22 protein-coding genes are annotated in these 26011 nt (G+C 37.6%); 12 read left to right on the top strand and 10 right to left on the bottom strand.

The window, feature by feature from the left end; genetic code table 11:
- Positions 1 to 23: 23 nt before the first annotated feature.
- Positions 24 to 1655: an ABC transporter substrate-binding protein gene (locus tag REI64_RS14100; RefSeq protein WP_308850781.1), complete on the bottom strand. Its 1632-nt coding sequence runs from the start codon at positions 1653 to 1655 to the stop codon at positions 24 to 26.
- A gap of 150 nt (positions 1656 to 1805) precedes the next feature.
- Here REI64_RS14100 and REI64_RS14105 point away from each other — a divergent pair, with 150 nt between their 5' ends.
- Entirely contained in the window at positions 1806 to 2258 is a 453-nt protein-coding gene (locus REI64_RS14105; RefSeq protein ID WP_308850782.1) for a hypothetical protein, read from the top strand.
- Between the two features lie 20 nt (positions 2259 to 2278).
- Complete coding sequence (locus REI64_RS14110) at positions 2279 to 3346, top strand: DUF2891 domain-containing protein (RefSeq protein WP_308850783.1); 1068 nt, start codon at positions 2279 to 2281, stop codon at positions 3344 to 3346.
- A 482-nt stretch (positions 3347 to 3828) separates the two neighbouring features.
- Here REI64_RS14110 and REI64_RS14115 read toward each other — a convergent pair whose 3' ends face one another.
- The gene (locus REI64_RS14115; RefSeq protein WP_308850784.1) at positions 3829 to 4350 is read right to left on the bottom strand and encodes an NAD(P)H-dependent oxidoreductase; all 522 of its coding nucleotides are present in this window, start codon (positions 4348 to 4350) and stop codon (positions 3829 to 3831) included.
- 177 nt (positions 4351 to 4527) lie between these two features.
- On the opposite strand from REI64_RS14115, the gene REI64_RS14120 reads away from it, so the two are divergent.
- The 6 genes from REI64_RS14120 to REI64_RS14145 all read left to right on the top strand — a co-directional run bounded on the left by REI64_RS14120 (position 4528) and on the right by REI64_RS14145 (position 10921).
- On the top strand, positions 4528 to 5331 hold the full coding sequence (locus REI64_RS14120; RefSeq protein WP_308850785.1) for an AAA family ATPase: 804 nt from the start codon (positions 4528 to 4530) through the stop codon (positions 5329 to 5331).
- Between the two features lie 9 nt (positions 5332 to 5340).
- Positions 5341 to 6240 (top strand): ParB/RepB/Spo0J family partition protein, encoded by a 900-nt coding sequence (locus REI64_RS14125; protein WP_308850786.1) that lies wholly within the window; start codon positions 5341 to 5343, stop codon positions 6238 to 6240.
- The gene (locus tag REI64_RS14130; protein WP_308850787.1) at positions 6240 to 6908 is read left to right on the top strand and encodes a DUF5683 domain-containing protein; all 669 of its coding nucleotides are present in this window, start codon (positions 6240 to 6242) and stop codon (positions 6906 to 6908) included. Before REI64_RS14125 ends, REI64_RS14130 begins: the two co-directional genes overlap by 1 nt.
- A complete protein-coding gene (gene dapB, locus REI64_RS14135) occupies positions 6905 to 7648 on the top strand; it encodes a 4-hydroxy-tetrahydrodipicolinate reductase (protein WP_308850788.1) in 744 nt (247 codons plus the stop codon). The genes REI64_RS14130 and dapB overlap by 4 nt, the downstream gene beginning before the upstream one ends.
- Positions 7649 to 7650: 2 nt before the next feature.
- Positions 7651 to 8847, top strand: a complete 1197-nt coding sequence (gene lepB, locus REI64_RS14140) for a signal peptidase I (protein ID WP_308850789.1) — start codon at positions 7651 to 7653, stop codon at positions 8845 to 8847.
- Positions 8848 to 9043: 196 nt separating this feature from the next.
- Positions 9044 to 10921 (top strand): mucoidy inhibitor MuiA family protein, encoded by a 1878-nt coding sequence (locus tag REI64_RS14145; RefSeq protein WP_308850790.1) that lies wholly within the window; start codon positions 9044 to 9046, stop codon positions 10919 to 10921.
- Between the two features lie 506 nt (positions 10922 to 11427).
- On the opposite strand, the gene REI64_RS14150 is transcribed toward REI64_RS14145, so the two are convergent.
- Positions 11428 to 11754, bottom strand: coding sequence for a YegP family protein (locus REI64_RS14150; protein WP_308850791.1), 327 nt, complete (start codon positions 11752 to 11754; stop codon positions 11428 to 11430).
- A gap of 440 nt (positions 11755 to 12194) precedes the next feature.
- Between REI64_RS14150 and REI64_RS14155 the strand changes: the two genes are divergently transcribed.
- The 4 genes from REI64_RS14155 (at position 12195) to REI64_RS14170 (ending at position 15856) form a co-directional block, all read left to right on the top strand.
- On the top strand, positions 12195 to 12764 hold the full coding sequence (locus tag REI64_RS14155; protein ID WP_308850792.1) for an RNA polymerase sigma factor: 570 nt from the start codon (positions 12195 to 12197) through the stop codon (positions 12762 to 12764).
- A complete protein-coding gene (locus tag REI64_RS14160; protein WP_308850793.1) occupies positions 12754 to 13488 on the top strand; it encodes a hypothetical protein in 735 nt (244 codons plus the stop codon). Before REI64_RS14155 ends, REI64_RS14160 begins: the two co-directional genes overlap by 11 nt.
- A gap of 228 nt (positions 13489 to 13716) precedes the next feature.
- A complete protein-coding gene (locus REI64_RS14165) occupies positions 13717 to 14535 on the top strand; it encodes an outer membrane beta-barrel protein (RefSeq protein ID WP_308850794.1) in 819 nt (272 codons plus the stop codon).
- Positions 14536 to 14863: 328 nt separating this feature from the next.
- Positions 14864 to 15856, top strand: coding sequence for an ABC transporter ATP-binding protein (locus REI64_RS14170; protein ID WP_308850795.1), 993 nt, complete (start codon positions 14864 to 14866; stop codon positions 15854 to 15856).
- A gap of 10 nt (positions 15857 to 15866) precedes the next feature.
- Here the strand turns inward: REI64_RS14170 and REI64_RS14175 are convergent, their stop codons facing one another.
- The 7 genes from REI64_RS14175 to leuB form a co-directional block, all read right to left on the bottom strand.
- Entirely contained in the window at positions 15867 to 17570 is a 1704-nt protein-coding gene (locus REI64_RS14175; protein ID WP_308850796.1) for a RagB/SusD family nutrient uptake outer membrane protein, read from the bottom strand.
- Positions 17571 to 17581: 11 nt separating this feature from the next.
- Positions 17582 to 19915 carry a SusC/RagA family TonB-linked outer membrane protein gene (locus tag REI64_RS14180; protein ID WP_308850823.1) on the bottom strand — a complete coding sequence of 778 codons (2334 nt, stop codon included), beginning with the start codon at positions 19913 to 19915 and terminating at the stop codon, positions 17582 to 17584.
- Between the two features lie 364 nt (positions 19916 to 20279).
- Positions 20280 to 20897 (bottom strand): hypothetical protein, encoded by a 618-nt coding sequence (locus tag REI64_RS14185; protein WP_308850797.1) that lies wholly within the window; start codon positions 20895 to 20897, stop codon positions 20280 to 20282.
- Between the two features lie 434 nt (positions 20898 to 21331).
- Complete coding sequence (locus REI64_RS14190) at positions 21332 to 21703, bottom strand: hypothetical protein (protein WP_308850798.1); 372 nt, start codon at positions 21701 to 21703, stop codon at positions 21332 to 21334.
- Positions 21704 to 22168: 465 nt separating this feature from the next.
- Positions 22169 to 23419, bottom strand: a complete 1251-nt coding sequence (gene ilvA / locus REI64_RS14195; RefSeq protein ID WP_308850799.1) for a threonine ammonia-lyase IlvA — start codon at positions 23417 to 23419, stop codon at positions 22169 to 22171.
- Positions 23420 to 23666: 247 nt separating this feature from the next.
- Positions 23667 to 24839, bottom strand: a complete 1173-nt coding sequence (locus REI64_RS14200; RefSeq protein WP_308850800.1) for a 2-isopropylmalate synthase — start codon at positions 24837 to 24839, stop codon at positions 23667 to 23669.
- 15 nt (positions 24840 to 24854) lie between these two features.
- Positions 24855 to 25931 carry a 3-isopropylmalate dehydrogenase gene (leuB, locus tag REI64_RS14205; protein WP_308850801.1) on the bottom strand — a complete coding sequence of 359 codons (1077 nt, stop codon included), beginning with the start codon at positions 25929 to 25931 and terminating at the stop codon, positions 24855 to 24857.
- Positions 25932 to 26011: the final 80 nt, after the last annotated feature.

Below are 26011 nucleotides of genomic sequence, written 5' to 3' on the forward strand. Positions count from 1 at the left end.
ACTGTTAACTGCTAACTGAAAACTTACTTCTTAACCACGCCTTTCAATATCATTAAACTTAGCGGATTGATATTATATCCGCTAATGTTGTTTTGTAGCATAACTACAGATTGGTCGTACAAAATAGGAACCACAGAGGCGTGTTCTAGTACCATGTTATCCATTTTATGGTAAAGCTCGAAACGTTTTTCCTGATTACTTTCGTAGTAGCTCTGCTCAAAAAGTTTGTCGAATTCTTTATTGAAATAGCCAGTATAGTTAGGCCCAAAAGGAACTTTGTTTTTCGAGTAAAATACCGATAAGTAATTTTCTCCGTCTGGATAATCGGCAATCCAAGAACCCCTAAAAAAGCCTACTTCGTTTTTAGACATTAAATCTCTTAAGCTTGTACTTGGGCTTACGTCTACCTTCGCTTTAATACCAATATTGGTCAATTCACCTTGTATAAATTCAATGAGATCTTTGTAAGTGGTAGATGTACTCAGTTTAATTTCTGGCATTCCTTTGCCATTAGGGAAACCAGCTTCTGCAAGTAATTTAGCAGCTAAAACTGGATTGTAATCATAGCCTTTCACTTTTACACTGTCAAATCCGGGCATCCCTCTGGGAATAAAACCTGAAGTTGCCGGCGTACCAATGCTATTACGTAGGTATTTGATCAATTTTTTCCTATCAATAGCGTAGTTAATGGCTTGACGAACTTTTTTAAATCTCAAAGGCGAGTTCTTTACCAGTTCTTTATCTGGATCAACTAAGATGCCCACATATTCTGTACAAAGATATGCACCTTTAATGAGCTGAAACTCGCCTTTGTATTTGCTTGTCATCTGGCCGCTTTTAGTCAAGATATCATCACGATAGCTACCATCAACACTGTAAAAGAAATCTAATTCCTTTTTTAGGAAATTCATGAAGGCACTCTGTTTATCGTTGATGAACGAAACCTTAACCGCATCTAGGTGAGGTAAGGTGTTTCCTATGCTATCTTTCTCGAAGTAGTTCTCATTTTTGAGCAATACCAAAACTTCATCCTCTTTCCAGTATTTAAACTTAAAAGGGCCAGTACCAACGGGATTGTTCCTAAAATCTTTTCCATAATGTTCTACCACTTCCTTCGGTACAACAGAGCAATACTGAGCCGTTAATAGGTTCATGAAAGCAGGAAAAGGTTTTACGAGTTGAACTTGAAAAGTACTATCATTTAAAGCTTTGAAACTACCAGCATCCTTAACTTTATCACTAAAAATCCAGCCGCCAGAAGAAGCAACCTTCGGATCAATTAATCGGTTAAAACTATAAGCAAAATCTTCTGCAATTACTTTTCGCCCTTTTCCATTTTTGAAGAGGCTGTTATCATGAAAGAAAACATCATTTCGGAGGTGAAAGGTATAGGTAAGCCCATCCTCAGTGGTTTCCCAAGTTTTGGCAATACAAGGTACGGTGTTTAAATCCTTATCTACTTGTACCAAGCCGTTGAAAATTTGGTTAATCATCCAAACTGCATTTTGGTTGCGGGCAAAAGCCGGATCTAGTGAAGTAAGATTTTGATCTAGGTTAATGTTAAATACTTTCTTATCGCTATGCTGATTGTTTTTACAAGAAAACAAGATGGTTAACAGGAAAAGGCAAAATATATTGATTTTAATGGTACGCATCGCTAGCGGAAATAGTATTTTTGTGGAATTGGAAACATTAAGGAGTTAAGGTACATTAAGTTTTTGAGCTAACAAAAAGCTTTCAGCTAATATTACTTAAAGCGCTAATGTTTAATAGCATTTTATCACATACCCATAACGAAAATTTAGATGTCGTATTTTAATGAGCTTTTAAATACTGAAAATGATATCGCTTTACGTGAAGAATTACAAGAGCGTTTAGATATAGTGGAACACAAAATTAAGTTCATAGATAAGGTGCCAGTTTGTTTTTTAAATACTGATGGACAGCCTAATGTTGAACTTTCTGCAATTGCCGAGCTGGGTGGTGCCACTATCACAACAGAACCGATGGATGCAGTATATGTGATTTTTCACGAAGAAGGTAGGCTTTTAGGTGATTTGATGCGCAAAGCTCCTGTTTTGTTGGGGGAAGATTGGCCTGCTGTGAAATTTAGTAGAGTGTGCCTTTTGTCAGATGACTACCGTTTGGCTAAAGCTGAAGATGCTGTAGCTTTGGTAGAGGATATTGCCGAGATGATACATCCAGGGCATTTCATATTTGGTCATGAGGGAGATAAGTGGATTAGGTTTACAGTTTAACGATTAATTGGCTTAACATCATGAAGAGAATTTTACTGTTGCTTTTAACGATAACTTCTTTGGCTTTTGCCCAAACAGCACCAAAGTTAGACAAGGATATTGCCGAAAAACTTTCTGTGCTTCCGTTGCACTGTATGGATAAAGAATATCCAAATAAAACTGCCCACACTATCAATTCGGCGACAGATGCAAAACTTACGCCGTCAGAATTACATCCAGGTTTTTATGGTTGTTTCGATTGGCATAGCTCTGTACACGGGCATTGGATGTTGGTTCATCTTTTAAAAACTTTTCCAGATATTAAGAATAAAGCGGAAATCATCCGTAAGTTAAATGCGACTTTTACTGTTGCAAATATGCAGGCAGAAGCCGATTATTTCAAAAAGTTTGAACTGGCTAAAACTTTTGAGCGCACCTACGGTTGGGCTTGGTTATTGAAATTGGATCAAGAGCTTTTGGAGTGGAATGATCCTGTAGCAAAAAAATGGCATGCAGCTTTACAGCCATTGACTAAGCAGATTTTGGAATTATGGAAAGTGTATTTACCTAAACAAACCTATCCGAATAGGACGGGTGTACATGGCAATACGGCTTTTGCACTAGTTTTTGCTTTAGATTGGGCCAGAGCTACGAATGATAAAACCTTTGAGGCGCAGTTGTTAGAAAAAGCCAAATATTTTTATGCTGATAACGAGAAAACACCTGCGTATATGGAGCCAGATGGTTCAGATTTCTTTTCGCCGAGTTTAGAAATTGCTGATTTGATGCGTAGGGTTTTGACAAAGGAGGATTTCGTAAAATGGTTGGATAAATTCTATGAAGAGAGAAGTATCAAACGGATTAGCGATATGCCAATTGTAAGCGATTTGAACGATTACCAAACTGTGCATTTAGTAGGGCTTTCTTTTACCAGAGCTTGGTGTATGAAAGGTGTTGCTGCTCAGTTGCCCCAAAATCATCGGTTAAAAAAGCATTTTGAAACTACCGCAGATCATTTTCTGTCAAACGCACTTCCTTTAATTTTTAAAGGTAATTATGGTGGCGACCACTGGTTGGCCTCATTTGCGGTTTATGCGCTGGCGCAATGATCGAATTTTGAATGATTAGATAGTCGAATTTTGAATGATTAAATGACTAGATGATTAAATTTTGAATAGACACTTGATCTATAATTCGCCAAATAGCTCCAGAGGAGCTCGCTTTTGGTAGCCTTATGCAATATTCTAGAGAAGCTCTGTAGGTGCGACCTTTATTCTATCTATCATCGGGTTTATACCTATGGGATTTTGTTGTCATTTAATCGCTGATTTTACCTAATGGTCATCCCTACGGGATTTTATTGGTGCTAATCGCTGTTTCTAGTATAATTTGCAAATAGCTCAAATGGAGCTCACTTTTGGTAGCCTTATGCAACATTCTCGGCAAAGCTCCGTAGGTGCGACCTTTGAGTTTCCTTTGCGCATTTTCTAAATGGTCGTCCTTGTGGAAATTCGTAATTGCTGATTTTTACCATAAGTGTATCCCTAATGGATATTTATTAGAAATCACACTACTCGATTAAACAATTAACCTAATAAGCAATAAACTTACGCATTTGCTGGTCAGTAAACTTCAAAGTGTCTTCCAAATAAAGCTCGCCATTTTCGTTAAGTTCGTTTTTAATGTAAGAAATATGCAAACGTAAAGGCATCACATTAAGGTGTAGATATGCACAAACACCGTTGAAATGTTCTATACCTCTAATATTGCCATACTTTCCAGAAGAAACACCGACCAAACAAGCTTTTTTATCGTAGAAACTTTCTGGAAAAGCACAAGCATCAATCAAGGTTTTTAAAACGCCAGGGTAACTACCGTTGTATTCTGGAATAACAAATAAAAACTTACTGGTTTGGGTAAATAATTGTTGTATTTTTTCGAATGCTTCAGATTTTTTTCCGTACAAATCTTCGGCTACAAAATTAGGAGGCAAATCTTGCAGATCAAACAAAGTGGTTTGTAAGCCCTTTTTAGCCAGTTCGTTTTGATAATATTTAGCAACTTTTAGCGTATTGCTATGAGGTCTGTTAGTTCCGGCTATGATGGTTACCATTTAAAAATTGTTGATAAGATGTGTAAAACACAATTAGCCGCGATACTATTATTTAGTTTTAGTTCGTATCTTAGCTAATTGTTAAAAAATGCCTATACATCACAAAAATAGCATTTTTTAGAGATTTTTAGTTTAAAAATAAGCCCATTACATTTGTGGCGTTTTCAAGGAGAATAAATGAGTAAGATTATTGCTTTAGCAAACCAAAAAGGAGGAGTGGGAAAAACCACATCGTCTATTAATTTAGCAGCTAGTTTGGCAGTTTTAGAATATAGAACGCTTTTGGTTGATGCAGACCCTCAGGCTAACTCTACTTCGGGTATTGGTTTTGATCCTAGAAACATCAAGAACAGTATTTACGAATGCATCATCAACGATGTTGAACCAACTGATGCGATTGTAAAAACAGAAACTCCGAATTTGGACCTACTTCCTGCACATATTGATTTAGTGGGTGCCGAAATAGAAATGATCAACCTGACTAACCGCGAGTACAAAATGAAAGCGGTATTGGAAAAAGTAAAAGATCAATACGATTTTATTATCATCGATTGTTCGCCATCTTTGGGTTTAATTACCATTAACTCCCTAACTGCTGCAGATTCTGTAATTATTCCGGTACAGTGCGAGTATTTTGCGCTAGAAGGATTGGGTAAATTGTTAAATACTATCAAAATTGTACAAAACAGGTTAAATCCGGCTTTAGAAATTGAGGGTATTTTGCTAACCATGTACGATGTAAGATTACGTTTATCTAACCAAGTGGTAGAAGAGGTGAAAACGCACTTCCAAGATCTGGTTTTCGAAACCATTATACAGCGTAATACACGTTTAAGCGAGGCTCCAAGCTATGGTGTTTCGGTAATTATGCACGATGCAAACAGCAAGGGCGCAATTAACTATTTAAATTTAGCAAGAGAAATTGTTCGTAAAAACGGATTGCTTGCAGCAGAGCAGGAAGAAAAAACAGCAACTATTTAAGATATATAGATGACATCTTTTCAAAGAAAAACCGGATTAGGTAAAGGATTAAGTGCACTTTTGGATGATAACGAAACGGTTAATCCCGCTAAATCTGCCGTAGAAAATATACCAGCAACGCCTCAAATTGGAAGTATCAGCCATATTAAATTGGTTGATATTGAAACTAACCCGTACCAACCACGTACCGAGTTTGATCAAGTAGCTTTAGACGAATTGTCTGAATCGATCAAGGTACAAGGTTTAATACAACCCATCACTGTTCGTAAAAACGGAGAAAAATATCAGTTAATTTCTGGTGAACGTAGGTTTAGGGCTTCTAAACTTGCTGGTCTTACCGAAATTCCGGCTTACATTCGTACCGCCGATAACCAACAGATGTTGGAAATGGCGTTGATCGAAAATATACAACGTGAAAACTTAAATGCTATTGAAGTTGCTTTGAGTTTCCAACAAATGATAGACGAGTGTAACTTAAAAGCAGAGCAACTGGGCGAGCGTGTAGGCAAAAATAGAACTACTGTAGCCAACTATTTAAGGTTGTTAAAACTTCCACCAGCTATACAGGCTTCCATTCGCGATAACAAAATCTCGATGGGCCACGCCCGTGCTTTAATTTCTGTAGACGATGAAGCCAAACAGCTCTTCATCCACCAAGAAATTCTAGACAAAGGACTTTCGGTGCGTAAGGTAGAGGAGTTGGTGAGAGGGATCCACCATGTGCAGGTAAAAACGCCAGTTAAACAAGAAGCAGTTTCTTTCGAATATCAAAAGTTACAAAATGACTTAGCTTCTAAGTTTGCAACTAAGGTAAAATTGAAGGTGAAAGATAATGGAAAAGGAGCTATCGAAATTCCTTTTGTAAATAACGAAGATCTTAACCGTATTTTAGAACTTTTAGATTGGTAATGCGGGCATTTCTGCTTTCTGTTGTACTGTGTTTCGTTTTTACGTTGGTAAAAGCGCAAATTCCTACAATCCCAATTAGACAAGATACAACTGCCAAGTTAGATACGCTTGCACCTGCTAAATATGTTAATCAGGGCAGAATTGCAGGTAAAAAAGCAGTTTATCGTTCATTAATTTTCCCAGGTTTAGGACAAGTGTACAACTACGGTTTAGTGGTTGACGATGTTAAAGCTGGAAGAACACAAGGAAAACGCATTGGGCAAAAGCTATATCTTATCGGTAAAATTGGCGCTATTTATGCAGGTGGTACTATGTTGGTGATGTCGTACATAGATAACAACAACAATTACAATCGTTTTTTACGGGAACTGCAATATCGCCAAGTAAACGGTGTGCCAGATCCTGATAATGGTTTAACACAATATCCAGATGCAAATGCACTTACAGTAGCCAAAAATATTTACAAACGTAACCGAGAGGTGGTAATTATTTCTTTAGTTGGTTTGTACGGATTGAACGTTTTAGATGCTTATGTAACTGCCCGTTTAAAATACTTCAACGTAGACGAAACTTTGTCGTTTAAAATATCGCCAACAACTATAAATTCAAACACAATGTTCGGTTTTAATAATATTGCACCGGCATTAAAACTTACGCTTAGATTATGAGGATAGCACTTTTAGGCTATGGCAAAATGGGGCAAATTATCGAACGTTTTGCTACCGATCGTGGGCACGAAATTGTGCTTAAAATAGGAATTGAAAACTTAGAAGATTTTAACGTAGATAACTTAAAGAAGGCTGATGTTGCAATAGATTTTAGTGCGCCAGCTGCTGCGGTAGATAATATCTATAAGTGTTTTGAAGCGAAATTGCCAGTGGTTGTAGGCACTACAGGTTGGTATGGTGAGCTGCAAAAAATAAAAAACGACTGCGAGGCAAGTAACAATACCTTGCTTTATGGCTCTAACTTTAGCATTGGGGTAAATATCTTTTTCCACTTAAATAAGGTATTAGCAAAGCTGATGAATAACTATCCGGCTTATGACGTTCAGGTAGAAGAGATACACCACACACAGAAATTGGATGCGCCAAGCGGTACTGCAATGACTATTGCCGAAGGAATTATTGAGCAATTGGATGGCAAAAACGAGTGGGTTAACGAATTGGAAGGAACTCCAATGGTAGATAAGTTGAAAAACGATCAACTTTTAATCGAATCGCTTCGAATTGAAAATGTACCTGGAACACACACGGTAGTTTACAGCTCTGAAGTAGATGACATTGAAATCAAACATACTGCACATAGCAGGGCAGGTTTTGCTTTGGGTGCAGTAGTAGCTGCAGAGTGGCTGCAAAATAAAAGAGGTTTTTACAGCATAGCTGATATATTTAATTTTAAAGATTAACAATGAATTGGAAATTCTGGCAAAAGAAAACAGATTCTGATAAGCCAAAAAAGAAGAAATCTAAAACAAGAGAATGGGTTGATGCGATTGTTTTTGCGGTAGTTGCAGCAACAATTATTCGTGTATTCTTTATCGAGGCCTACACTATTCCTTCGGGTTCAATGGAGCGCTCGCTTTTAGTTGGCGATTTTCTTTTTGTAAGTAAAGTGAATTACGGTGCTCGTGTTCCTATGACACCTGTAGCTTTCCCTTTTGCACATCATACCATGCCATTCATTAATACGAAAGCTTATTGGGATGGCGTACAATGGAAATACAGAAGATTGCCTGGATTGCAAGATATTAAGCGTAATGACGTTGTGGTTTTCAATTTTCCGGAGGGAGATACCGTAGTGCTAGAAAGGCAAGACGATAACTATTACCAAATGCAGTTGCGTGGTGAAAGTAGGGAATCAATTTGGTCGGGTTACAATGTGGTAAGCAGACCTGTTGATAAGCGTGAGAATTTTATTAAACGTTGTATTGCCATTGCTGGCGACACTATTAGTATGAGAAAAGGACTAGCAGTAGTAAATGGTAAACCAGAACCATTAGTTGGTACCGGTGGTTTTACTTATAGTGTGGAGTTTACAACGGCAGATATCAACCTTAACTTATTTGTACAGATGGGCTGTAAAGGCCTAAATCCAACGGCAATTCCTACTGTTTACACATTTGAGGCTACACCAGATGTGGTTAAAGAACTTAGCAAATCAGAATATGTGAAATCTGTAAAAGAAGAAACGCTCGAGCCAGAAGATTTTGATGTAACCATCTTTCCTCATGATAAAAATAGAAAGTGGAACTTAGATAATTACGGTCCCTTTGTTGTACCTAAAAAAGGCTGGACAGTTACTTTGGATAGTTTAAATATGCCTTTGTATGAAAGAGCAATCCGCATTTACGAGGGTAATAAATTAGAGAAAGTTGGTAACGATTGGATACTGAATGGTAAAAAAGCAACTAGCTATACCTTTAAAATGAATTATTATTGGATGATGGGTGATAACCGTCATTCATCTGCAGACTCTCGTTATTGGGGTTTTGTGCCTGAAGATCATATCGTTGGTAAGGCATTGTTCATTTGGTTAAGTATCGATGGCGAAGGTTCATTCTTGAACAAAATAAGATGGAACCGAATTTTTAAAGGGATACATTAATAGCACATCTTAGTCGTCATTTCGAACGCAGAGAGAAATCTAACAGTATGCTTATGCGGTTGCTGGATTTCTCCTCATTCTTCGTCGAAATGACGAGAGCCTAAAAAAGCATCACTCAAAAAAGTGATGCTTTTTTTATTGTCTGTTTATGCAAAATGGCTTAGCCTTGCATCATAAGGTTATAAACTCAATCCACATGTATAGAAAACTACTTTTCGCTTTATTATTCTTTATAAAAGCGACTGCTTTTGCACAAGAAAATCAAATTAGCGTTAACTCCAAAATTAGCGATGTTACCGTATTTATGAATGGCGCACAGGTACAGCGCCTATCCGATAATGTGGATTTGCCACAAGGTGTTAGCCTTCTAGTTTTCTCTGGACTTTCGTCGAGTATAGAAACGCAAAGTTTACAGGCGAAAGGAGAGGGGAATTTTACTATTCTATCAGTTGCCAAACAGAACAATTTCTTGTTGGATAAGAAAAAGTCTGAACAGAAGGCTGAGCTGTTAGCTAAATCCGAAGATATTTCTGATAAGATTGTAGTGTTGAACAACGAAATGGCGGTTTACAAAGCAGAAGAAGAAATGCTAATGAAAAATCAAACCGTAATGGGACCAAATGTAAATTACGATTTGACGAAGCTGAAAGCTGCTTTAGATTTTCAGAAACTTCGTTTAAATGAAGCAAAGAATAAACAAGCTACTTTGCAAAAAGAAGTTGCTAAGTTGTATGAAGAAATCAATAAACTGAATAGACAAGCTGCGGAAGTAGACGGAAAACCCATTGGTAATTCTAATGATGTAGTGGTAAAGGTTTCGGCAAAATCAGCTACCAGAGGTAAATTTACGTTAACTTATTTAGTGAAAAATGCCAGCTGGTACCCAAGTTATGATATTAGAGCGAAAGATGTTGCCAGCCCAATTCAGTTAGTTTATAAAGCTAATGTTAGCCAAAACTCTGGCGAAGAATGGAAAAATGTAAAGTTGATTTTATCTTCTGGTAATCCATCGAATAACAATGAAAAACCAATATTGCCAACTTATAATTTAGGTTATTTAAGCGCAGGTTATTCTTTTTTTAATCCGATAGCGGCTACTTCAAATATTGTTAAGGGAAAAGTAGTTGGTGCAAGCGATAATTTAGCTTTGCCAGGTGCTTCGGTAAGAGTTAAAAATTCATCTATAGCTACAGTGACAGACGCGGATGGGAATTATTCAATACAATTGCCGGCAGGATCAAATGTGCTGGAATTTAATTTTATTGGATTTGAACCTCAAGAGTTAGTTGCTTCTTCTGGACGACAGCTAAATGTGAGGTTGAATGAAAGTATGAATGCTTTAAACGAAGTGGTGGTTACGGGTTATGGCGTTGCTAAAAAGGAAGTTACCAGCTCGTCTTCTACCATTAGAATTAGAGGTGCAAGTTCATTATCTTCTGTGCCATTAGAAGTGAAAAACATAGAAAAGCAAACCAATGTTACATTTGAAATAAGAACTCCATACACTATTTTAAGCGATGGCAAACAAGCTACGGTAGATATTGGTAATTATGATTTTAAAGCTGACTATGAATATTATGCTGTGCCGAAAGTAACCAGCGATGCCTTTTTAACAGCTAAGATTACTGACTTCAATGAGGTGAACTTCATTAGTGGCGAGGCTAGTATTTTCTTTGAGGGAACTTATTTGGGTAAATCACTATTAGATATTAGCAATACAGATACCTTGACGATTTCTTTAGGCGTGGATAAAAATGTTTCGGTTAAGCGTGAAAAGCAAAAGGGCTATACCGAAAGACAGTTTATTGGTTCATCGCAAAAAGATACCAGACATTTTGTAATTGATATAAAGAACAGGAAAAGCCAAGCAGTTAATTTAATTATTGAAGACCAATTGCCTATACCTAGCAATAATGATATTACGGTAGAAAAACAAGAGCTTTCTAAAGCTAAGCTAGATGAAACTAATGGAAAGTTGACTTGGCAATTTGTATTACAGCCGAACGAACAGAAGAAGATTGATTTAAAATATCAGGTGAAATATCCTAAGAACAGACCGATTAATATTGAGTAGTGGAAGGCTTTAATAGTCCGTCACGAACTGAAGCATTCGATTAAGCAGGAAGAGTATAAGCAATCTATACAGTCTTAGCTCTTCCGAACATTCGTAATAATTAATTGCTAACTTTTACTATAATTTCGCAAATAGCTCCAGAGGAGCTCACATTTGGTAAGCTTATGCAGCATATCGGCAAAGCGCCGTAGGTGCGACCTTTAAATCTAAATCAACCAAATGGTCGTCCCGACGGGACTTGTTGACGTTTTATAATCTTCTACCATAAGTTCATCCCTACGAGATTTGCTGGTATTTAATTACGAGTATTCTGAAGATTAAAAGGTTTGGCATGATAGATTGCCACATGGCTACTCTCTCCGGAACATCGGAGCAATCTAACGAGATGCTTAATGCATTGCTAGATTTGGCTTGGCTTTCTTTCAGTTCTCTCTGCGTTTGTGACGCGAAGAACTTAAGACTTACGAAGTTTTCGAAACTTCGTAAGTCTTTAACTAAAGCTAGAATTACTCTTCAACAACTGTAGCCTCTGGCGCATTGGTTTTAACAGATGCAATTCCGTTGTCACGTCCAGCTTCGGCTTCGTACATTTGGCTGCTGCCAATTACTTGTCCGTTAGTAGCTTTTAAATTGAAAAAGAATTTTCCGTTTGAGGCAGTTTTCTTCTCAAATTTGGTATCGTCTTGAGAGTTTTTACGTACAGACTCAATTCCATTTTCGCAGTTCGCTTTTGAGGAATAACCTTCGCTTGTTAAAATTACTTGTCCGTTTCCAGCTTTTAAGTTAAACTGAAATTCTCCATTTGTTCTTTTACTGATTACAAATTTGCTCATTGTAGTAGATATATTTATTTAATTAATTTTCAATAGGTCTTAGTTCGAGTTGCCTAAAGTTAAATAAAAGTGAGGTGAAATTGCAATAGCTTATTTTATACGTTTGGTAATTTATGCAGAGGTTGTTGTTGTCTAAACCTGATAGGAGTGGCTATACTTTTGCTTGCGTCATTTCGACGAGGAACGAGGAGAAACCTGTTAGATAGTAGTACTTAGCTGATAGATTTCTCTCTGCGTTCGAAATGACGGTGAAGAGCAAAAGATAGCAACGGATAGCAGGGCTGAAATAACCGAAGAACGACTATCTTTGCTTTTCAAAATTTCAGAGAACAAATCTGAAAATCTGCACTATTTAAAACATCTGATAAAAATTTAAAAATATTTAAAGAGGCTTGCAACCTTTGGGTACGATTGTGCATCTACCCTATACAAGCAAACAAATGAAGGTGGCAAAAACATATACGTTAAATGAGCTGATGGAAGGCTGTAAGGCCGGCAACAGGCAGATGCAGGAATTGCTGTATAGGCAAACGGCATCGAAAATGTTGGCGGTTTGTATGCGATATGCCAAAGATAGGATGGAGGCCGAAGATGTATTGCAGATGGGGTATGTGAAGATTTTTCAGAAGGTGAAGGAGTTTAAGGGAGAGGGTTCTTTTGAGGGATGGATACGCCGCATTATGGTAAATACTGCGATTGAAAGTTATAGAAAAAACCTGCGCTCGTTAAACGTAGTGCCTATTGAGGATGCTTACGAGCAACCATCGACAGGTTTTGACTTTGGTACTTTAGGTATGCAGGATTTGATGAAAGTGATACAGAAACTGGCTGATGGCTATAGAATGGTATTTAATATGTATGCGATTGAGGGATATTCGCACAAGGAAATTGCCGAAACGTTAGGAATTACAGAAGGAGCGAGCAAATCGCAGCTTTCGAGAGCGAGAGCTATTTTACAACAAGAAATTTTAAAATTGGAGGGCTTTGGTTATGCAACACATGCCGGATAAAGATTTTGATAAGCTGTTTAAAGACAGTTTTATGGATGCAGAAATTGAACCATCTGCGGATTTATGGGGCAATATTGCCGAGCAATTAGAACCTAAGAAAAAACGTTTGTTCCCAGTGATGTGGATGGCGGCTGCAAGTGTAGCGGTGGTGGCATCGGTATTACTTTTTACGCAGGGCGGAGATAAAGTTTACTTGCAAGGTGCTGCGGTAGAAACTGCTGCGGTTATACCTACTGCAGTGACTGAAACTGTGCCGGTAGCAGTTACTGAAGAGCCAACTGCGGTTACGACCTTGCCTGTCACTAAATCTGCGCATAGCGGCAAAAAATCGTCTGTGCAGAGTGTGGGTGTGGTAGAAAATTTGGAGACGCAAAAAAATATTATTGCAAGCTTGCAACCGTCTGAAAAGAATGAGCGTCTAGAATTTAAAAGAGCAGGAGTAAAACCATTGGATGTTACGCCTGTAGAAGAAGTGATTGCTGATAATCAGACTGCTACAGTTATCGCAGCAATTCCTCAGAAAGTTGAATATACCGAAGAAATAGAAGACGTTAACAACAACAAAAAGGGAATACGTAACATGGGCGATTTGATTAATTACGTGGTAGATAAGGTAGATAAGAGAGATAAGAAAATCATCAAATTTGATACGGATGATGATGATAATTCATCGATAATAGGATTGAACATTGGGTTCTTGAAATTGAATAAGAAAAATAAATAGGAACAGGATTTTAGGATTTGCAGGATTGACAGGATTATATCAGGAGCGTGATTTTTAATACCAAATAATACAAAGAACATAAATATACACCAGCACTTACCGAAGCATTTTCTCTCCCTTTTGGGGAGAACCGAAGTGAAACGGAGCTCATTGATACAAAATATAATATAAAAAATAGCCATCAATAGATGCCAAAGGCAGAGAGGGCTTATAAACACAAACACACAAATGAAACATCTAATTTTAAAAGCAGTATTGGTAAGTGGACTTACTTTTCTGGCAGCAGGAGCTTTAAAAGCACAAGAAGAAACTAAAGAGGTAAAAGATAGCGTTAAACGCAAGAAATTTGAAATTAACTATGGTGTAGGTATCACCATTGGCGAGAAAAAAGATAGCACAGGTAAGGTAGACCAAAATAAAGGCCGTTTTATTGGAGGTATCACTTTTACCCGCTTGGATATTGGTTTTACTAAATTGGTAGACAACGGTAGCTTTTCATTGTCGCCGGTTAACGATTTCTTAGACTACAAACCTTGGAAAACCAGCACTGTATCTTTTGACGTTTTGCAAATTGGCTACAGATTTAACAACCACTTTAAGGTTTATTTAGCTGGAGGTTTCGATTGGACGCTTATCCGTTTGGACAGAAACATTACCATTAAAAAAGATGCGCCTATTTTAGATTATGATGTAACTACAGATGCTACTTTCAGCAAAAACCGTTTTTCTGCTAGCTATGTGCACTTTCCTTTAAACTTCGAGTTTAGAACTAAAGAAAACGATCACGGCAAACGTTTTAGATTTATCATCGGTCCAGAGGTAGCTTTCTTGTTAGATGGAAAAGTGAAGCAAATTAGTCCAGAAAAGGGTAAAGTAAAAGTTAATGACGATTATCACTTTACTCCATTCCGTTACGGTGGTACAGTTAGAATTGGCTACGGTGGTTTAGGTTTATTCGCTAAATATAGTGCTAGCGATTTATTCGATACCGATGCCCAAAAAGGCTTAAAAACAATGTCGTTTGGTTTAACCTTTGGATTGAATTAAGCTAAAAGCATAAAGACCAAAGACTAAAGACCAAAGCTGAATTTAAGTCGGAAAATCGGGTAAGTCTGGAAGCTTTTAGAGCAGACGAATGAACCAATGAACTATTGAATAATTCACATACACAAATAAAACCAATCCTGTTTCTGTAAAAAGAGACAGGATTTTTTTTTGACCCTCTCTCCCTATCGGGTGTCTCTCCCCAAAAGGGAGAGAAGCACATTTGGAAAAGTGCAGTGGTTCGTGTCAACAATCAAACAATTCGGCAATTGGGTTTAAATCGTAAATCTAAAATCGTACTTCGTAAATCAAAAGCCTTATCTTTACCTCCGTGAGTGAACAAATCTTAAGTATCCAGCATTTAACCAAGCAGCACGTAGCCGAGCAACTATCAGGTATTTCTAATGTTAGCTTTACTATTAATAAAGGCGAAATTGTAGCCATTATTGGAGAAAGCGGAAGTGGAAAATCAACCCTGTTAAAATCTATTTACGGATTGTTAAAAGTTGATGAAGGGGAGATTGTCTTTAATGGTAAACGTGTAAAAGGACCAGACGAACAACTTATTCCTGGCCATGCGGAAATGAAAATGGTAACGCAAGATTTTTCATTGAACATTTATGCTAAAGTTTACGATAACATTGCTTCGCAGCTTTCTAATACAAACGTTGCTTTAAAACAGCAAAAAACCATAGAAGTGATGGAACATTTGCGAATTACTGCACTGAAAGATAAAAAAATTATTGCTTTAAGCGGTGGCGAGCAGCAACGTGTGGCTATTGCAAAGGCTTTAGTAAGCGATACTAAAGTTTTGTTGTTGGATGAACCTTTCTCACAAGTAGATGCCATTTTAAAAAATCAATTACGTGCCGATATTAAACGTTTGGCGAAGGAAACCGGCTTAACCATTATCATGGTATCTCACGATGCTACGGACGGTTTGTTTATGGCAGACCGTTTAGTGATTTTGAAAGAAGGTAAATTATTGCAAGAGGGAAAGCCTAGAGAGGTTTACAATCACCCAAGTAGTACCTATACCGCAAAAATGCTAGGTAATGCTGTGGTGCTTTCTAAAAAAGAAGCACAGCAATTAGATTTAAAAGTTACTCAAGAGCAAGTTTGTTTTTATCCAGAATGGGTTGAGTTGAAAGCAAGCTGGTCGGCTAAGAAATTTAATGTGAGAGATATTTATTATAAAGGTTTTTATGATGAATTGTTGTTAGAAAGAAATGGTGTTCATATTAGAGCATTGCAGTTGAATAGCGGTGAGCATAAAAAAAACGACCAAGTTTATGTAAACATTGGTCGTTTCTTGGAGTTTTAATTGTTCTGTTTTATTGAGTAGGATTTTGAGTTAGTTTTCCCGGGTACGAATTAATGGCACTTTGAGGGGTAACTCTATAATCGTTGGCTAATACCGGTGCAGTTTGATTTTGCGGTCCAGGATAAGCACGAGTAAGTGCCTTGCCGTTACGAAACACATCAAAACTGCGCTCAGCCTGATAGGCTAATTCCAATTGTCTTTCTTTATCAATTCTAGTACCTGCATTGCTAGCATCTAAAGAGGCATATCCACCATTGACAATAGAACGGTTCCTTATCACATTAAGATCAGCAAGTGCAAGTGGGTAGTTTTGTAATTTGGCATAGGCTTCGGCTCTATTAAGGTATACTTCTCCCAATCTGCTGATTACAGGAGAATGCAGTTGAGAATTTTCTCCCTCTTTAGAACATTTTACGATATAAAATTGAGGATAAACTCGGTTTAAGGTAATGAAGTAATCAATATATCCTGTGTATGTTTTACCATCTTTGTAATTGATAGAGTAGATACCTTGTGTAGCGTCAACAGCAGTTAATGTGTAAACGTCTGTACCTTCTGTACAGGTAATTGTACTTCCGTTGCGGGTGGTGTTGGCTTGTACGTAGTTTTGTACATTTCCTGCATCATCCTTAATAAATCTAAAGACCTCTGTATAGGCACCTGCGGTATTTTTAGAGTAGGTGGGTTCAATAAAAGCCGCCCTAGCATCAACTATTTTGTAGTTGTCTGGTCTCCAATCGTTTCTTCCAGTTTCATTTAATAAACTAATGTATTTGGCACTCGCATACATTTCACCCCAGCCCATACCACCAATATTAGAATACATACCGCCAACTCCATAATAATGGTCGAAACCAGAAAACTCTGATGCTACCCTTTTAATAGCAAAAATAGTTTCCTTGTTATTTTCTGGAGTAAAGGTATTGTATTTCATAAAGTCTGCTCTAGATAACAAGCTGTAGGTACTAGCAGTGTTAATTACCTTAGTAGCATAATCTACAGCTAATTGAGCATAAGTCTGATTAGGAGTTTCGTAAGTTCCACTCATGTAAAGATACACTCTTGAAAGCATGGCTTGAGCTGCGGCTTTAGAGGCAAAAACAGGTCCTCTATTCGCTGAGATTAACTCTTCCGCTTTTTTTAAGTCGGCAATAGCTTGCTCATAAGTGGCTTTAACTGTAGCTCTATCTGGAAAAGTAGCATTTTTAACATCTTCTGGTGTTCCATTTACAATTGGTACACCCAAATTTGTCTCAGGATTTTGATAATATGGGCGACCAAAAGCTCGCACTAAATAAAAATACATCATTCCGCGAACGTAGTAGCATTCTCCTAGTTTGCTATCAAGTGTTGCATTTTTACCTTGTGGTATCATATTTAAAATATTGGATGCTTGGGCTATTGCCTTATATCCACTATCCCAAAATGTAGTTAATCGTCCGTTATTTGGAGTTCTAGAGAACGAAATGAATTCATAAAAAGCATCTGTAGAAGAACCTCTTATCATCATGTTGTCGCCAGCATATTCGCCTAAGCGGTGCATAGGGTCAGACCAAGCCTTAAGCTGTGCATATACTCCATTTAATAGTGCATCTATAGATTCTTCCGGATTTCCAGTAATCTTTTCCGATCTCATCGAACCAAAAGGTTCCCTATCTACTTTACATGCCGACAGAGCGGTAATAGTAAATAATATAGCTAATATCTTTTTCATTTTTATTTTATTTAGAATGAAACATTAATTCCTAACATAAATCTCCGGGTCATCGGATAAACAGATGGTCCAGCAGAAAATAGTATCGTTCCATCATCGCTAGTAGGTATTTCTGGATCTACACCCGAATATTTTGTAATTACAAATAGATTTTCTCCCGATAAGTAGGCTCTCAGGTTTTTGATTTTGTATTTTTTCAGGTCGAAGTTATATCCTAAAGCTAGTGAACGCATTCTGAAAAAATCATTGCTTTCCAAATAACGAGAAGACATAGCGTTACCATTATTGGTATTGTTGTATCTTGCTACCGGATGGGTTGCAACATCTCCAGCTTTTTGCCACCTACTCCAACCATCCATTAGTTTCATTTGGTTACGATCGGTGTATGCACCATCAGAGTCGTATTCTCTACGCGAATAGTTGAAAAGCTTTCCTCCAATAGAATAACCAAATACTGCATTCATGTCAAAACTTTTCCATCTTAAAGAGGTACTAATTCCACCAAACAAATCAGGCGATGCCTTACCCATTTTTTCTTGGGTGGCTTGTGCATAGGTTGATGTGGTTGTTCTGCCCGTTTCATTTCCATTAGCGTCTCTGGTTACTCTGTACCACATTGGTAATCCATTGTCTGGGTTAACGCCAGCCCATTCAGGCATATAATACGTGTCTACAGGTAAGCCAATTTGTAAAAGCCTACTTGCAGATCCGGCTACGCCTAGGCGGTCGCCAATAATGATTGGTTTAGCAGTGTAAGAACCATCAACGTTTCTGGTTTTGTAGATATCGGTTAGTTTATTTCTGTTATGTCCAAGATTTATATCTAAGCTCCACGTTAAATCGTTACTACGTATAATATCTCCGCCAATGGCAACTTCGATACCCTTGTTTCTCATTTTACCAACATTTTGCCACATGCTTGTTACGCCTGTTAATCCAGAAATTGGCACATCGTATAAAATGTTATCTGTGTTTTTGATATAGTAATCAAGGTTTAATCTTAACCTATTGTTAAAAGCATTTACATCTAAGCCCAAACCTGTGGTATAAGTTTCTTCCCAGGTTAGGTCTTTGTTTCCTACTTGGCCAATTAAAAGTCCCGGAACACCGTTGTAGCCTGCAGCTGGGTTTACTGCATATAAATCGTATTGGGGATATAGAGAGCTAGGACGATTACCTACCGTACCGTAAGCTGCTCGAAGTTTAAGATTGTTAATGTAATTAGCCTTGAACCAATCTTCTTTGTGGATATTCCAGCCAGCACTAATAGAGAAGAAATCTCCATATTTTTTACCAAAATTTGAAGCACCATCTCTACGTAAGGATAATTGTGCTAGGTATTTATCCGCGTAAGCATAATTTGCGTTGAACAGATAAGATTGTACTGCCCATTCGCTTATTCCTCCTTTGGTTCGTTCTGGTAAAGATACTACATCTAATACCTGAAACCCTCTTGATAGACCTGTACCGTAAACATCTAATGTTTTAGCTCTGTAGTCGTTAAATTCATAACCTGCCAAGGCATTTACGTTATGTTTGCCCCAGGTATTGTTGTAACGTAAAATCTGATTGGTATAACGGCGGGCGTATTCCGATCTATATTCCGTAATACGTCCGTTTACACTTTGAGCGGCACTCGAAAGAGGATCTGAGTAACTGTTAGACGTGTATGTGTTAAATCTGTAATTGTTAACTGATGAAAATGTGAAATTTTTGTTGATTTTGATATCAAAATCAAGATTTCCCATAAACTCGTAATTGGTATTGGCAGAATGGTTCCATTGCAAATCGTACAAATAGTTGGTGCCAACGCTGTTTACCCATGTACTAGACCTATGCCCAACTAGGTTTCCATTGGTGTCGTAAGGACTATCCCATGGTAGGTTAGAATACATCGAGGTTACAGAATATTGCTTATCAACAACACCCCTGCGAGAGCCAACTAGGGCAGGTTTGATGCTCAGCCATTCGAAAGGTTTGTATGTTGTGTTCAATCTAAAATTGTAACGCTCATAGTCGTAACCTTTTACAGTTCCAGCTTCATCGTAAAATCCAACAGAAAAAAATGACTGCAGCTTTTCAGTTCCACTCTGTATAGAAATGTTATGGTTTTGATTAAAGCCAGTTCTTGTAGCTAAATCCCACCAGCTAAAATTACTGTTACGTAGTTCTGGTTTCCAGCGAGGGAAGGCAATTGTGTTAGCGTTAGCAAAAGATGCATAGTAGTCGTACAGTTCTGCGCCATTCATTACCTGTAAATTACCATTAGTTAGTGTGGTAAAACCAGTTCTCGAAGCAATATCTAATGTTGTTTGACCAGTTTTGGCTCTTTTGGTAGTAACAATAACTTACAATGCCCAGAGGAGGAGATTTCTAAGTCGTACAGAAGACGTTGGGAGATAAAAATCTTTCTCCACTTCATCGACGGAACACAATACAAATCCTCTTGTTTCGCTTAACAAAAACGAGTTACGAACAGTACTGTGAATGATACTGACAGATACAATGATGATGTATAAGAAAGTAAATCACATCGGTTAAAGGACTGCTAAAAGACGTTTCTCTTTGGAGAAATAAGAGACCTAGCAATTGCAATGATTGTCATGTAATCTGGTGGAGACACAAGCTTATTTTTAAAACATAAAAAATGGCCGGAATTTTTTCCGACCATGACTAGTCTCGATACAGACTCTTTTCTGCTTATTTTTGTTAGTGCCTTGATTTTCCACAATCAATGCAAATTGAAGTACTTGTTGAATTAATCATGTGACAACCCTTACAGACCCAATGATAACTACTACTTCCAGCCATTTCTTGTAGTTCACTTTGAGCCTGTATAATTAAGTCAACAAAACCGATTTCATTTCCTGAAGTAACTCCATCTATTTGGTCGATTTTTAGCCCCGCATACCCGAACTGAGAAGCTCCGTTAAAATTTAAAATTACACTGAAGTGATTTACTCCAGGACTTAGGTTCATTGTAACCTTTCTGACTGCTCGCCCATTCGTAATAAACAAATTTGTATTGCTCCCAGGAGTAATAACTGTATAACTCCCACCATTACCATCATAAACGAAATCAAAGGTGTAAACTGAACTGTTAATACAGTAGATTTCCCCCTCAATTGTAGCACTAGCGGGTGTAATGTAGGTTTGAACATTTTGAAACAAAGTATTTCCACTACGGAATTGGAAAAATGGTTTCAAGGTATCTTTAAAAAAGATAGGTTTAGGATTATAAGCAGTAGATGCAAAAGAATAATTTATTTGGGACGAAATGCAAACGTAAACCAAATAAAACAAAAAGATTTTAAAATTAAATTTCATAGTTAAGTGTTTAAGGTAAGATTTATTAACGTTTATATAAATATTTTTATAATAGTAAATATATTAACTGCTAGGGTAAGATTTTTGGTAGAACTTAGCGCAAACGCTTGCGTGGACTATACCATTTATATTGGTAGATTACCAACTAACATGTTGTTTTGCAGGATTATAAAAGAAAGGCAAACGTTAAAATGGTTTTTTCATTTATGTTTTATAGCGCAAACGTTTGACGTGGTTGAGAAAGCCGATTTTTGAGGTAAGGACTTCCTGTAAGATATCGGATTGAAGTATAGGAAAGTGGGATAATCAGTATTAGTTTTTAAAGGAAATATATTAAAATAGGGAGGCAGAAAAAAGGAAATAGGGTTATGATAGCACAAAAAAAACGACCATTGTATGTGAACATTGGTCGTTTCTTGGAGTTTTAAATTTTTTTACGTTACGTTCTCTGCAGCTATCAAAACTACCTTGACACGAATTGTCGTAGTTGGACGGTAAGCACAACTAATTGAAATTCCACCAATGTGGGCTTCGTAGTCAAAATCTCCGTATGGCAATTGATAGTAGCTTGTGAAATTTGGAGTAGCTGTGTATACTAATACACCTTCGTCGTAAAAATTGATATCATCAAGTTCAGGAATATTTAAATCTAAGAAATACTCGCCATTACTTAATACCCATTGATTTGGCGCCATATCAAATACGATTGTTCTATTGGGTGTTGTTTGGTTAATAATAGTGTCTTTCTGGCATGATACCAAACCTAGTGTGGTAATGCAAAGTAGGAGTAGGGTTAGTCTTTTCATCTTGTGTTGGTTTAAATGTTTTGCGAAACTCCTTCTTATGTTATTAAGGATATTTCAAATTCAGGTTTCATTTTGTGTGTTGTTAAGCATATATCAAAACCGTTGCCAAAAAATCATAAAATTTATTCGCTGAATAAAAAAATGATAAACAAAATTTAAAATGTTTTGTTGTTAGCTTTTTAAGGCGGTTTTTTAATCGTTTGTAACAAAAAAATGCTCCAATATTTTTTTGATGTTAGCACTTTTTGGTTTGAAAATGAATAGTTTTTTGGAGAGCATATTTATTGTAAAACAAAATAGGAGACAATTTCTTGCCTCCTATTTACGTAGTATATAATTATGGAAAAGTTTTGTTATTTTTCTCGTCATTGCGAGGCACGAAGCAATCTTAAAGCGATTAGTTTTTTTGTTAACAAAAGTTGTAAGATTGCTTCGTCGTTCCTCCTCGCAATGACGATATAATGCTTAAACCAAATACTCAAACAGCGTTGCATCTTGGTTTAGTTCAATCACATCAAACTTAAAATCCTTCATACGTTGTAAAATACCTGCATAATCTTCCTTCTTCGTAAGCTCAATACCTACTAAAGCTGGTCCGTTTTCTTTATTCGTTTTTTTAATGAACTCAAAACGAGTAATATCATCATGTGGACCTAAAACTTCGTTCACAAATAACTTTAAAGCTCCTGGACGCTGCGGGAAACGCACAATAAAGTAATGCTTCAATCCTTCGAAAAGTAAAGACTTCTCTTTGATTTCTTGCATACGTTCGATATCATTATTGCCACCACTCACCACACAAACTACGGTTTTACCAACAATTTGGTCTTTCACTTGCTCTAACGCAGCTACAGACAAAGCACCAGCAGGCTCAACTACAATGGCGTCCTCATTGTACAGTTTTAAGATAGTCGTACAAATTTGTCCCTCTGGTATTAAATACGTGGAGCTCAATAAATCGCTGCAATATTTGTAGGTAATCCATCCCATTCTTTTTACAGCGGCACCATCTACAAAACGTTCGATATTTTCTACCGTTACCGGACTGCCATGTTTTAAAGCTTCTGTTAAAGACGGCGCTCCCATAGGTTCCACACCAAAAACTTTAACACTAGGTTTTACCGTTTGCAGGTAAGCCGTAACACCAGAAGCCAAACCACCGCCACCAATAGGCACTACAATCGCATCTAAATCAGGTAAATCCTGATAGATTTCCATCATTACCGTAGCCTGTCCTTCAATTACTTTTTCGTCATCAAAAGGAGGAATAAAAGTAGCCGATTTTTCCTCGCTGTAGGCCAGTGCTTCTTTCAAACAATCGTCAAAAGTATCACCAACAAGAATAACTTCTACGTTATCGCCACCAAACATATTTACCTGCGTAATTTTTTGTTTAGGGGTAATCTCAGGCATGAAAATGACACCTTTAATACCTAATTTCTTACACGAAAAAGCCACGCCTTGCGCATGATTGCCGGCACTAGCACACACTACGCCATTCTTTAATTGGTCGGTAGTTAAGCCGCTTATTTTGTTGTAAGCACCACGTAATTTGTAAGAACGTACAATTTGTAAATCCTCTCGTTTCAAATAAATATTGGCATTGTACTTTAATGAAAGTCCTGCGTTAAACTCTAGCGGAGTTCGTTTTACAACCCCTTGTAAGGTTGCAAATGCCTGTTCAAAATCGAAAGTATATTCTGTTGTTGTTTCCATACCCCAAACCCCTAAAGGGGCTTTTATCTTTTATAATTTTATTTTTTTGAAAAGCAGTTGCAGCTTTCCATCGCTTGCGATAGCCCTGCTATTCGTTTCTCCCGATAAAATCGGGATCCACTGCTATCAGGTTTAGTTAACTTAAACCAATTTTTCTATACACGTTTTGCTTTCCCTCGCTTTAAGATTGCTTCGTCGTTCCTCCTCGCAATGACGGAGTAGTTAAAGAGCTGCGAGCAATCAAAAATTAACTCAATTTCGTAGCTAAATGCACCGCTACTAATTGGTTTAAATCATCATCATTAATGCCTTGTTTGCTATCTGCTAAATCTAAAAATGCAGTGTAAGCAATAGCCAAATTTTCTTTATCTAAATTATGACCTAATCTATCTAAGTGGTGTTTCAACGCATGTCTGCCACTTCTTGCCGTTAATACAATAGTTGCATCAGGGAAACCCACATCAGAAGGCTTAATAATTTCGTAGTTTTCACGGTTTTTCAAGAAACCATCTTGGTGTATGCCCGAACTATGTGCAAATGCATTGGCACCAACAATAGCTTTGTTTGGCTGCACTGGCATATTCATTAAATTACGCACTTGGTGACTGATTTCGTAGATACCTTGCGTATTAATGTTGGTGTGAAGGCCTAATGTTTTGTGCGTTTTCAAAATCATCACCACTTCTTCCATTGAGGTGTTACCAGCACGTTCGCCAATACCGTTAATGGTACATTCTACCTGACGAGCACCGTTTTGTAAACCAGCAATAGAGTTAGCTGTAGCCAATCCTAAATCGTTATGGCAATGACAAGAGATAATTGCTTGGTCAATATTTTTTACATTCTCTTTTAAGAAAAGTATTTTAGAACCGTATTGGTCTGGCAAGCAATAGCCGTTCGTATCTGGAATATTCACTACAGTTGCCCCAGCTGCAATTACAGCCTCAATCATTTTAGCTAAATATTCGATATCCGCTCTACCAGCATCTTCTGCATAAAACTCAACATCCTCTACATATTTCTTAGCATATTTTACCGCTTCAACTGCACGCTCTAAAATTTCTTCTCTAGTGCTATTGAATTTAGTTTTAATGTGCATATCAGAAGCACCAATACCTGTATGAATACGAGGTCTTTTTGCATAGCGTAAAGCATCGGCAGCCACATCTATATCATTTTTATTTGCTCTGGTTAGTGCACAAATAATAGGGTCGTTAACTGCTTTAGAAAGCTCAATTACGCTGTTAAAGTCGCCAGGACTAGAAACAGGGAAACCAGCTTCAATCACATCTACACCGAGTATTTCCAACGATTTTGCGATTTCAACTTTTTGAGGAGTGCTCAACTGGCAGCCAGGCACCTGCTCGCCGTCACGCAAGGTGGTGTCAAAAATGTGTACTCTATTTGGGTCGTGTAACATAAGGTTTGGGTTAGGTTATTGTGCTAAATAGGTTAATACTAATTGTCCCATTTCTTGGGTGCCCAACACTTTAGCTGCGTCGGTATTTTGGTCGGCGATATCGCCAGTTCTGTAGCCATCTTTTAAAGCTTTATCCACAGCATTTACTAAAGTTTTTGCTTCTTCTGGTAGTCCAAAGCTGATTTCCAGCATCAGCGCAGCCGATAGGATAGAAGCTAGTGGATTTGCCAAGTTCTTGCCAGCAATGTCGTGTGCCGAACCGTGGATTGGCTCGTAGAAACCAACGCCATCACCCACAGAAGCAGAAGCTAACATACCCATTGAACCTGCAATTTGTGAAGCTTCATCGGTAAGGATATCTCCAAAAAGGTTAGCGGTTAATACCACATCAAATTTCTTCGGATTTTTAATCAACTGCATTGCTGCATTGTCAATAAACATATGCTCGGTTTCTACATCAGGATATTGTTTTGCAATTTCTTGAACGGTTTCACGCCATAAACGTGAGCTTTCTAACACGTTTGCTTTATCTACCGAACATAGCCTTTTGCTACGTTGTTGCGCCGCTTGGTAAGCTTTGTGTGCAATGCGTTCTACTTCGTATCTGTGGTAAATCATCAAATCCGAAGCAGTATTTCTATCTTCCGAACGGTTCTTTTCTCCAAAGTAAACATCACCAGTTAATTCTCTGAAGAATAAAATATCTGTTCCTTGTAGGATATGTGCTTTGATACTTGAAGCTTCCAACAATTCATCGAACAACAAAATAGGACGTAGGTTAGCGTATAAACCCAATTCTTTTCTGATTTTTAATAAACCTTGCTCTGGTCTAACTTTTAACGAAGGGTCGTTGTCGTACATGGCGTGACCAATGGCACCGAATAAAATAGCGTCGCTTTTACGTGCTTTTTCTAGGGTTTCATCAGGTAGTGGATTGCCGGTAACTTCAATGGCAGCGTGTCCCATTAAAGCTTCATCGAAAGTAAATTCGTGACCGTAATTTTTTGCGATTTGCGCTAATGCTGCTTTTCCCCATTGAGTTACTTCTTGGCCAATGCCGTCTCCAGGTATTACTAATATGTGTTTTTTCATTTGTTGTATATTTTTTCACAGTGATATTAACTCCTAATTCAAACAAGATTGCTTCGTCGTTCCTCCTCGCAATGACGATA

Source organism: Pedobacter sp., assembly GCF_031119335.1.
Taxonomy (GTDB): Bacteria; Bacteroidota; Bacteroidia; order Sphingobacteriales; family Sphingobacteriaceae; genus Pedobacter.